This window comes from Rheinheimera sp., assembly GCF_036568245.1.
GTDB lineage: Bacteria > Pseudomonadota > Gammaproteobacteria > Enterobacterales > Alteromonadaceae > Alishewanella.
Window position 1 is genome coordinate 1 of sequence record NZ_DATCSY010000133.1, and the last position, 8,277, is coordinate 8,277.

Here is an 8,277-nt window from a genome sequence, read left to right on the forward strand (position 1 = left end):
CTTCACGGGTCGGGCCGGCAGTAATTGTAATTTTTATGTTATTAAGTTTTTGTTCAGCTAAAAAATGTTCTTCTACTGCACTGACAAGCTGTAGCGGCTCAAGCATGCGTCCTGCTCCGACATCACCGCAGGCTTGCTCACCGGCCGCCGGGCCATAAATGTAAAAATTATATGATTTTAGTGTGGCTAAATTTTTCTGGGTGGCTATGTTTTTATACATCTGCTGGTTCATCGCCGGTGCCACTGCCACCGGTGCAGCCGTGGCAAGGATGCAGGTGGTCAGTAAATCGTTTGCCAGACCATGTGCCAGCCGGGCGATAACATCGGCGCTGGCAGGCGCAATAAGGACTAAATCAGCCCATTTTGCCAGCTCGATATGTCCCATGGCAGCTTCCGCTGCCGGGTCGAGCAGGCTGGTGCTGACTGGGTTTGCTGACAGCGCCTGCAGAGTTAAAGGGGTAATAAAGTGCTGGGCGGCGTCGGTCAGAATGACCCGGACGTCTGCACCGCGCTCTTTTAAGCGGCGCACCAGATCAGCACTTTTATAAGCGGCAATACCGCCGCTGATACCAAGTAAAATGCGTTTTTGCGCAAGAGTTTGCTGCATAACAAAGCCGCCGGAACTGGAAAAATCTGGCGTTAAGATAGCATGGAAACAGAAATTCAGCATCAATTCAGGGAGTGATCGCATGAGTATTCGCCATTGGCCAGCTGCTGAGCGGCCGCGGGAAAAATTGCTGGACAGGGGCGCTATAGCATTATCTGATGCAGAGCTGCTGGCGATATTTTTACGTACCGGTATTGCCGGTACCGATGCGGTAACGCTGGCGCGGCAGTTACTGGATCAATTTGGTTCACTCAAACGTTTACTGGGGGCCAGTCAGGCCGATTTTTGCTCGGCAAAAGGTTTAGGGCAGGCCAAGTTTGTGCAATTACAGGCCGTGATGGAGTTAAGTAAGCGCTATTTACAACAACAGATGCAGCGAGAGACGGTATTTAACGAACCGGCTACCGTCAAGCGCTACCTGCAGCATGCGATAAGCGCGCAGCAACGTGAGGTGTTTTTGTTGCTGTATCTGGACAGTCAGCACCGCCTTATTAAAACGGAACCGCTATTTGCCGGCACAATAGATGCGAGTCCAGTGTATCCGCGTATTGTAGTTCAGCAGGCATTAGCGCATAATGCAGCCGCTGTTATTCTGGCGCACAATCATCCATCAGGCGTTGCCGAGCCCAGCCGGGCTGACCGGGCAATTACTGAACGTTTAGTTCAGGCCTTAATGTTGGTTGATATCAAAGTATTAGATCATTTTATTGTTGGCGATGCCGATGTGATCTCCTTTGCTGAACGTGGCTGGCTGTGAAGAACGGGACTGGATCCCGCTCGGATCCTTGTGCGCGAAAAAAGATTTCGCTTGAATAGCGGCCTTAATTCGTGTATAAATTGCGCCCTCTTGTTTTGGGGCAACCTTCTTGGCCGGAAGGGTGATGACAGCTCGAGCTGATGTAATTTTGGAGAACTATTGACATGTCTAGAGTGTGCCAAGTAACTGGCAAAGGTCCGATGGTGGGTAACCGTCGTTCACACGCCAACAATGCTACTAAGCGCCGTTTCCTGCCTAACCTGCAAACTCACCGTTTCTGGGTTGAAAGCGAAAACCGTTTTGTTACATTACGTACTTCTACCCGTGGTATGCGCATCATCGATAAGAAAGGTATCGATGCGGTATTAGCCGAAGTGCGTGCTAACGGTCACAAGGTGTAAGGAAATAAAAAATGCGCGATAAAATCCGTTTAGTTTCTTCTGCTGGTACCGGTTTCTTCTATACAACTACGAAGAACAAACGCACCATGCCAGAAAAAATGGAAATCAAAAAGTTCGATCCTAAAGTGCGTAAGCACGTGATTTTCAAAGAAGCGAAAATCAAGTAATCGAACACGAAGACCCGGCCAATGCCGGGTTTTTGCTTTTTACGCCCCGCCTCGGCTACTATGCCCCTGTTGTTTGATTACTGTTGGCTTTGCATATGCTGAAATTGTCCCGTCGCAATTGGAACAATGTACTGATTTTTGCCGTGCTGGTTTTAATGTTTGCACTGTATGGCATACCGCAGCGCCTGCAGCAGTATGCTGCAGCCGAGCATAGGCTGGTGCCCGCTGACAGCCAGTTATTGATGGTTGCATTAGGTGAACAGCGTTTAATACAAGCAGGTACGGTCTGGCGTTTGCAGCCTGGTGGTGATCTTGCAGTTGACCCGGCGCAGCTGGCGCTGGCCTGGCAACATACTTTATTAACACCGGTTGAAATAGAGCATGACAGCAAAAGCCATGTTCCAATCGCGCAGGCCAGTGTGCAGCTGGCAGGGCAAACAGCGCCGCTCATCTGGTTGTTATATCCCTCCGCTGAGCCTGAGCAATATCTGCTACAACAGGCTGGGCAGAGTCAGTTTTACCTGTTAACTGCTACACAGGCAGCTCAGTTGTTTTTAATCAATAGCGCGGAGTAACAGTGCCGGAATTACCAGAAGTCGAAGTATCCCGTCAGGGCATCAGCCCGCATTTGGATAATCAGCATTTAATTGGTGTGGTTGCACGGCAGCGGCAGTTGCGTTGGTGGGTGCCGGACGAAGTGATTGCGCAAAGTCATCAGCCGGTGTTGTCAGTGACCCGGCGGGCGAAGTATTTGCTTATTCAGTTACCCGAAGGCGATATCATTTTGCATCTGGGGATGTCGGGGCATTTAAAAGTCGTGCCGGCTGATACACCGGCCACTAAGCATGACCATATCGATTTACTGTTAAGCAGCGGTAAAGTACTGCGGCTGAATGATACCCGCCGCTTTGGTGCAGTGCTTTGGCAGCCGAAAGGAGAAGTTCACCCGTTGCTCGCCAGCCTGGGCCCGGAGCCACTGAGCGACAGTTTTAACCTTGCCCATCTGCAGGCCGCTTTGGCCAAGCGCAGCAGTGCGGTGAAGCTGGTGCTGATGGACAATCATGTTGTGGTGGGCGTGGGGAATATCTATGCCAACGAGGCACTATTTAAAGCCGGCATTTTACCGACGAAGCCAGCAAAGCAGGTGACGGCGGCGCAAGTGGCGAAGCTGGTACCGGTAATTAAACAGACGTTAGCGGCGGCAATTAAGCAGGGCGGCACCACGCTGAAAGACTTCAGCCAGGCTGATGGTAAGCCCGGTTATTTTGCCCAGCAACTGCTGGTGTATGGTCGCGGTGGGCAGCCTTGTATCAGCTGTGGTAAACACCTGACAGAAATCCGTCTGGGGCAGCGCAGCACCGTATTCTGTGCCAGTTGTCAGCAGTAGCTTAGAAGCTCTTGGTGGCCGTAACCCGAAATTCAACGGAGTTCAGATTGTCGTTGTCAGTGAGTGCCTTAGTGATATCCATATGGATCATCGTACCGCGGCTGGAGTGATTTGACAGCAAGCGCACACCGGCACCTACGCCAACCAGGGTGCCGCCGGAAGACGTATTGGCGTCCTGTTCATCGGTTTGCCAGATTTTGCCGGCATCCAGATAACCGGCAAAAGCGACATCCAGCAGCTGCCACAGAGACCAGTCGGTATAACGGCGATATTCCGCCGTGACAACGGTGCGGGCTTCGCCACCGCGAAAATATTCCGGATAGGCGCGCAGCTGATCGTCGCCACCAATATACAGCGGTTCATCACGGAACAGGTTTTCGCCTTTATCCAGCGCCAGCTTACCGACTAGGCTACTGTAATCGCTGAGCTGCTTCACCAATTGCCAGTGTGTGCTGAATAAATACTGCGTTTGTTCAAACTCGCGTTGTATCCAGCGCGCATCTGACAACAACCAGAGGTCATCCGACAGTTGCCAGTTTTTTGCGGCACTAAGCTGCCAGAATACCGCATTCACATCTGCACCAAGTGGTTTGCTGTATTGACCCAGCCGGGCGTTGAGCTGCCAGCCAAAGTTAAAGTCTTCTGTGCGGTTAAAAGACTGGATATTAAACAGTTTTTTGTAATCTGCCTGGATAAACTCATATTCCAGCCAGTAGCCGGTTAGATTGCGGTTCTCCGGTGCGCCGAATAAAGTGTCGCCGATTTCATAGAACTTGAAGTTATCCAGTTCGAATGCAGCTTTTAAACGGTGGATATTATTACTGCTGAAATTCAGCTTATAGCCAAACTCGGCTTTGGCATGATTATGCTGGCGCTGGTACCGGTTATATTCGTCACCGGCATCGTATTCAATAACATCTTCTGACACCCGGTCAATTTCAAAGCCAAGTGCCCAGGGGGATGCTAAGCGGTAAAATGGCCGGTTTATACTGAGCTGATAGTTGTTGCCGTCACTGTTTTTGCTGTAGCCCAGCGCACTGTTCCAGAAACTGCCAAACATATTCGGCGAGAAGAACATAAAACCCAGCCCGGTGCGCTCACTTTCATGTTTATATTCCAGATTGAGCCGGTTACCGGTGCCAAGCAGGTTATCTTCTTCAAAGCCGATAGCACTTTTGCTGCGCCCGCCCTCGCTGGAGAAATCCAGCGTGGGCAGCAACGACCAGTTATCCCAGGTTGATACATTGACAACAACGCTGTTGCTATCGGCACAGTAATGGCTGATGCGCACTTCCGCCTCGCGTAAATAGCGCCTGCTACGCAGTAAACGTTCGGTTTCAGCTAAATCTTCTAAATGTAAGTTGTCGCCTACCTGAAACAGTAGGTCATCAGCCAGGACAGACTCGCGCGTGATGGTGTGGGTATAGTTTGCAAATTCATGTAACCAGAAAGAGTCTTTATCATTCAGATCAAATACATTGTTTGCGGTATAAGTGATGCTATGTATGGTGACGTTTGTTTCGTTAACCAAGAAATGATTGTCAGCAACAGCCTGGCACTCTGCACGGGCATAACCGGCAAAGAGCAGCATAATGGCTGAGCTGACAAGTATTTTCATGGTTCACTCCATTGAGGGTTGTGCCAACTGTAGTTTATTTACCTTAAGGTAACATTAACTCTATTACATGTCAGATATTTAGCTTAAGGTTTATCCGCTGCAGCCTCTTTTGTCTGCTGTGGTGCTGCGTCATTTACTTGCTGACTCAGATATACCACACGCTGCGGAAAGGGTATTTCTATGCCAGCCTGGTCAAAGGCCAGTTTTATTTCTTCTTGCAAACTGTTGCGTAAATCGCGGAAGTTTTCTCGTCTGCCCCAAACTGAAAACTGGATATTCAGCGCTGAATCACCAAAACCCAGAAATAAAAACATCGGGTTGGGTTCGTCCAGACAAAGTGGGTTTTTGTCGGCAACATCCAGTAATATTTTACGCACTGTGGCGATCTGCTCTTTGTATGCTACGCCCAATAGCAGATCAAAACGGCGGATCGGGAAGCGGGTCAGGTTTGTTACTTCGCTTTTAATCAGGGTTTCGTTTGGAATGCGGACAAACAGGTTGTCAAAGGTACGCAGCTTCACCGACAGCAAATCAATCGACAGCACTTCACCCGTGGTATTGCCCACCTTTATCGTATCGCCCAGTTTAAACGGCTGCTCGCCAATCAGAAATAAACCGCTGATAAGGTTTGATGCCGAGGTTTGTGAGGCAAACCCGAGCGCCACCGACAATACACCGGCCGCACCCAGCAGCACACTGAGAGAAAACCCCAACTGTTTCAGCGCGGATGCGACAAACAAGGCAACAATTAACCAGTACAGCAGGCGTTTAAACAACACGATATGGTGCTGCGAAAAATTCTTGCTGAAAAATCTGCTTACGGCGCGTGATGCCATGCTGGCGCAGATAAAACCTGCCAGCAGCAGGATGGAGGCTTTAATGATATGGCCGATTTGTTCGCTTTGCAGCCACTGTAGTAATGACTCTGTCATAGACCCTCCGGGTTAATCACTGAAGATATCGGTAAAAGCGCGCACCAGGCTGTGCTTCTCAGGTTTTTGTACCGGCTCTGACAGCAGGGCTGCACCCTGGGCCTCAGCTGCTGATAGCTTGCCGGTACGGAAATGTGCTAATGCCTGCAAACCTTCATGGCTGAGCGTCACCGGATCTGTCCATAGGCTACCGTCAGGTAAGGCGTACAATGCGAGAAAAGGTACCGGGATACTGAGTTTGTCTATCGACAACATCTGAGTTGAGCGGTTATGCACCGTTACCGGTGTCACTGCCCGGTGCGGTCGCAGTGATAACTCGGCTTTAGCATGACGGGCATGGGTTTTATCGGCATAGCACAGCTCACCTATCTGGGTAGACGGGCCAAACCAGGTGTCAGATAAACGCTGTACCGCGATGTTTTGTAGTAACATGTCTGGCTGTGTAAGCATCACACTTAACGATACCGGCGAGCTGATATACAGCGTAGTCTGCTCGTTCGGTGGCAGATTAACCGGTTGTAGCGTTTTGACCACGACCGGTCTGTCCATCAGGCGGGGTAACAGCTGATAGCTGGCGGGGCTTTGGCTGATTAAATAGCGCTGGCTGGTCAGGTGCAGCGGGATCACGCTGATGTCGGTATGGCACGGCGCCTGTTGCATGTCTTCTGTACTGTATTCGTGCGCCAGTAACCATTGCTGGCGTTGGCGCTGTAAATAGATATTTAGCGGGCCCAGCCGGTAGTGCCGGCAGGCATCGATGGCAAGTTCTTGTGGCTGCCACCAGGAGCAAGGCTTGTTGTGCGTGTTTGGCATCTGATCACACCTGTTATGCTTGATGCGGCTATCTTAACAAGAAGCGCGGCCTGCGCCCAAGGTGATATTAAGTTGAGATTCACAGCAAGGCTTTATAAAATAGCGCCGATTTTTGCTTATTCAGCAATATGTTAATTCACAACTGCGGAGGGTGACACTGCTATGGAATTGCCAGCACTAATCGCCACGCTTCGCAGCGCGCTCGAATCCGGTACTGTGCCGCAGCTGCGTGAACAACTGGATGATGTGCACCCGGCTGACTTGGCCAGTGCGCTGGTGGAGTTTGCACCGAACGATTTATGGACCTTGCTGACGGTTTTTCCCCGCGCCGAGCAGGCTGAAGTGTTTGGTTATTTACCGGCCGAAGATCAAGTCAGTTTATCCATCAGTATCAGCCGGCGTAAGCTGGCGCCAATCATTCGCCAGATGTCATCGGATGAGCGTGCCGATTTATTTAACCGCTTAAGTGACGAACAACGCGAGACGTTATTGCCAGCACTGGCCCAGGCTGAACGCGAAGATTTACTGCGGTTGACGTCACACGAAGAAGGTACGGCCGGGGCGATCATGACATCTGATTATGCCATTCTGGCGCAGGATCTGACGGTGGCCCAGGCCCTGGACTCTTTGCGCCGCGAAGCACCGGATAAAGAAACCATTTATTCGGCTTATGTGGTCGATGCTGCCCGGCAGTTGATTGGCGTGGTGTCGCTGCGCGATCTTATTCTGGCACCGGTGACCATGCCGATTGATGAACTGGTTAACCATGACCCTATCTATGCCAGTGTCGATATGCCGCAGGAAGAAGTGGCGGCGCTTATCGCCAAATACGATTTACTGGCGCTGCCGATTATCAACAGCGAAAACCAGATGGTCGGCATTGTAACTTATGATGATGCAATGGATGTCGCGGCAGAAGAGGCAACCGAAGATTTCCATAAAACCGCCACTATCGGCAAACTGGAAACCAGTGTTAAAGACGCCGGTATTTTTCTGCTGTACCGCAAAAGAGTGTTATGGCTGGTGATCCTGGTGTTTGGCAATATTTTCTCCGGTGCCGGCATAGCGTATTTTGAAGGCACTATCGCGACACATGTTGCATTGTTGTTTTTCTTACCGCTGCTGATTGGCAGTAGCGGTAACGCCGGCGCTCAGTCAGGCACGTTGATGGTGCGGGCACTGGCAACCGGTGATATTAAATTACGGGACTGGGGCTACTTGCTGGGTAAGGAATGTCTGGTGGCTGGTTTGCTGGGCTTCACTATGGCTGCCGCTGTTATAGGCTTAGGCTGGTGGCGTGGCGGCTACGATATTGCCATGGTGGTGGCGATGACTATGATGCTGGTAGTACTGGCAGGCAGTTTAATCGGCTTGTCGCTACCGTTCTTACTCAGCCGTTTTAAGCTTGACCCGGCAACCGCCAGCGGCCCGTTGATTACCTCTATTGCCGACGTCGCCGGCGTCGTACTGTATTTCTCCATTGCAACCTGGTATCTCGGGTTATAACCGTTAGCTGAGAGAGCGAAGCAGGGCAGGTAATTTCTCTTCCGGCACCGCGGGTGACCAGTAATAACCCTGGCCTTCATCACAGCCCA

10 protein-coding genes are annotated in these 8,277 nt (G+C 50.9%); 6 read left to right on the top strand and 4 right to left on the bottom strand.

Features of this window, described 5'->3' with window-relative positions:
- Positions 1-607: bifunctional phosphopantothenoylcysteine decarboxylase/phosphopantothenate--cysteine ligase CoaBC (coaBC, locus tag VIN66_RS05770; RefSeq protein WP_331923080.1), on the bottom strand; the 607-nt coding region annotated here is incomplete at its 3' end.
- Between the two features lie 82 nt (positions 608-689).
- On the opposite strand from coaBC, the gene radC reads away from it, so the two are divergent.
- The 5 genes from radC to mutM all read left to right on the top strand — a co-directional run bounded on the left by radC (position 690) and on the right by mutM (position 3,319).
- A complete protein-coding gene (gene radC / locus VIN66_RS05775; protein WP_331923081.1) occupies positions 690-1,364 on the top strand; it encodes a RadC family protein in 675 nt (224 codons plus the stop codon).
- 164 nt (positions 1,365-1,528) lie between these two features.
- Positions 1,529-1,765, top strand: a complete 237-nt coding sequence (rpmB, locus tag VIN66_RS05780; protein ID WP_040551802.1) for a 50S ribosomal protein L28 — start codon at positions 1,529-1,531, stop codon at positions 1,763-1,765.
- 11 nt (positions 1,766-1,776) lie between these two features.
- Positions 1,777-1,932: a 50S ribosomal protein L33 gene (gene rpmG / locus VIN66_RS05785; RefSeq protein ID WP_008219722.1), complete on the top strand. Its 156-nt coding sequence runs from the start codon at positions 1,777-1,779 to the stop codon at positions 1,930-1,932.
- A 95-nt stretch (positions 1,933-2,027) separates the two neighbouring features.
- Positions 2,028-2,507, top strand: a complete 480-nt coding sequence (locus VIN66_RS05790) for a hypothetical protein (RefSeq protein ID WP_331923082.1) — start codon at positions 2,028-2,030, stop codon at positions 2,505-2,507.
- Between the two features lie 2 nt (positions 2,508-2,509).
- The gene (gene mutM / locus VIN66_RS05795) at positions 2,510-3,319 is read left to right on the top strand and encodes a bifunctional DNA-formamidopyrimidine glycosylase/DNA-(apurinic or apyrimidinic site) lyase (RefSeq protein WP_331923083.1); all 810 of its coding nucleotides are present in this window, start codon (positions 2,510-2,512) and stop codon (positions 3,317-3,319) included.
- 1 nt (position 3,320) lies between these two features.
- Here the strand turns inward: mutM and VIN66_RS05800 are convergent, their stop codons facing one another.
- From VIN66_RS05800 to VIN66_RS05810, 3 genes are all read right to left on the bottom strand, one after another.
- On the bottom strand, positions 3,321-4,937 hold the full coding sequence (locus VIN66_RS05800) for a BamA/TamA family outer membrane protein (RefSeq protein WP_331923084.1): 1,617 nt from the start codon (positions 4,935-4,937) through the stop codon (positions 3,321-3,323).
- 83 nt (positions 4,938-5,020) lie between these two features.
- Positions 5,021-5,869: a mechanosensitive ion channel family protein gene (locus VIN66_RS05805; RefSeq protein WP_331923085.1), complete on the bottom strand. Its 849-nt coding sequence runs from the start codon at positions 5,867-5,869 to the stop codon at positions 5,021-5,023.
- Positions 5,870-5,881: 12 nt separating this feature from the next.
- Positions 5,882-6,682 carry a DUF432 domain-containing protein gene (locus tag VIN66_RS05810; protein ID WP_331923086.1) on the bottom strand — a complete coding sequence of 267 codons (801 nt, stop codon included), beginning with the start codon at positions 6,680-6,682 and terminating at the stop codon, positions 5,882-5,884.
- 162 nt (positions 6,683-6,844) lie between these two features.
- Between VIN66_RS05810 and mgtE the strand changes: the two genes are divergently transcribed.
- Positions 6,845-8,188 (top strand): magnesium transporter, encoded by a 1,344-nt coding sequence (gene mgtE / locus VIN66_RS05815; RefSeq protein ID WP_331923087.1) that lies wholly within the window; start codon positions 6,845-6,847, stop codon positions 8,186-8,188.
- The last annotated feature ends 89 nt before the right edge of the window (positions 8,189-8,277 follow it).

What these genes read in the sequence shown, in the direction of transcription:
- radC (WP_331923081.1), top strand. Translation starts at nt 690, where the DNA reads ATGAGTATTCGCCATTGGCCAGCTGCTGAGCGGCCGCGGGAAAAATTG.
- rpmB (WP_040551802.1), top strand. Translation starts at nt 1,529, where the DNA reads ATGTCTAGAGTGTGCCAAGTAACTGGCAAAGGTCCGATGGTGGGTAAC.
- rpmG (WP_008219722.1), top strand. Translation starts at nt 1,777, where the DNA reads ATGCGCGATAAAATCCGTTTAGTTTCTTCTGCTGGTACCGGTTTCTTC.
- VIN66_RS05790 (WP_331923082.1), top strand. Translation starts at nt 2,028, where the DNA reads ATGCTGAAATTGTCCCGTCGCAATTGGAACAATGTACTGATTTTTGCC.
- VIN66_RS05800 (WP_331923084.1), bottom strand. Translation starts at nt 4,937, where the DNA reads ATGAAAATACTTGTCAGCTCAGCCATTATGCTGCTCTTTGCCGGTTAT.
- VIN66_RS05805 (WP_331923085.1), bottom strand. Translation starts at nt 5,869, where the DNA reads ATGACAGAGTCATTACTACAGTGGCTGCAAAGCGAACAAATCGGCCAT.
- VIN66_RS05810 (WP_331923086.1), bottom strand. Translation starts at nt 6,682, where the DNA reads ATGCCAAACACGCACAACAAGCCTTGCTCCTGGTGGCAGCCACAAGAA.
- mgtE (WP_331923087.1), top strand. Translation starts at nt 6,845, where the DNA reads ATGGAATTGCCAGCACTAATCGCCACGCTTCGCAGCGCGCTCGAATCC.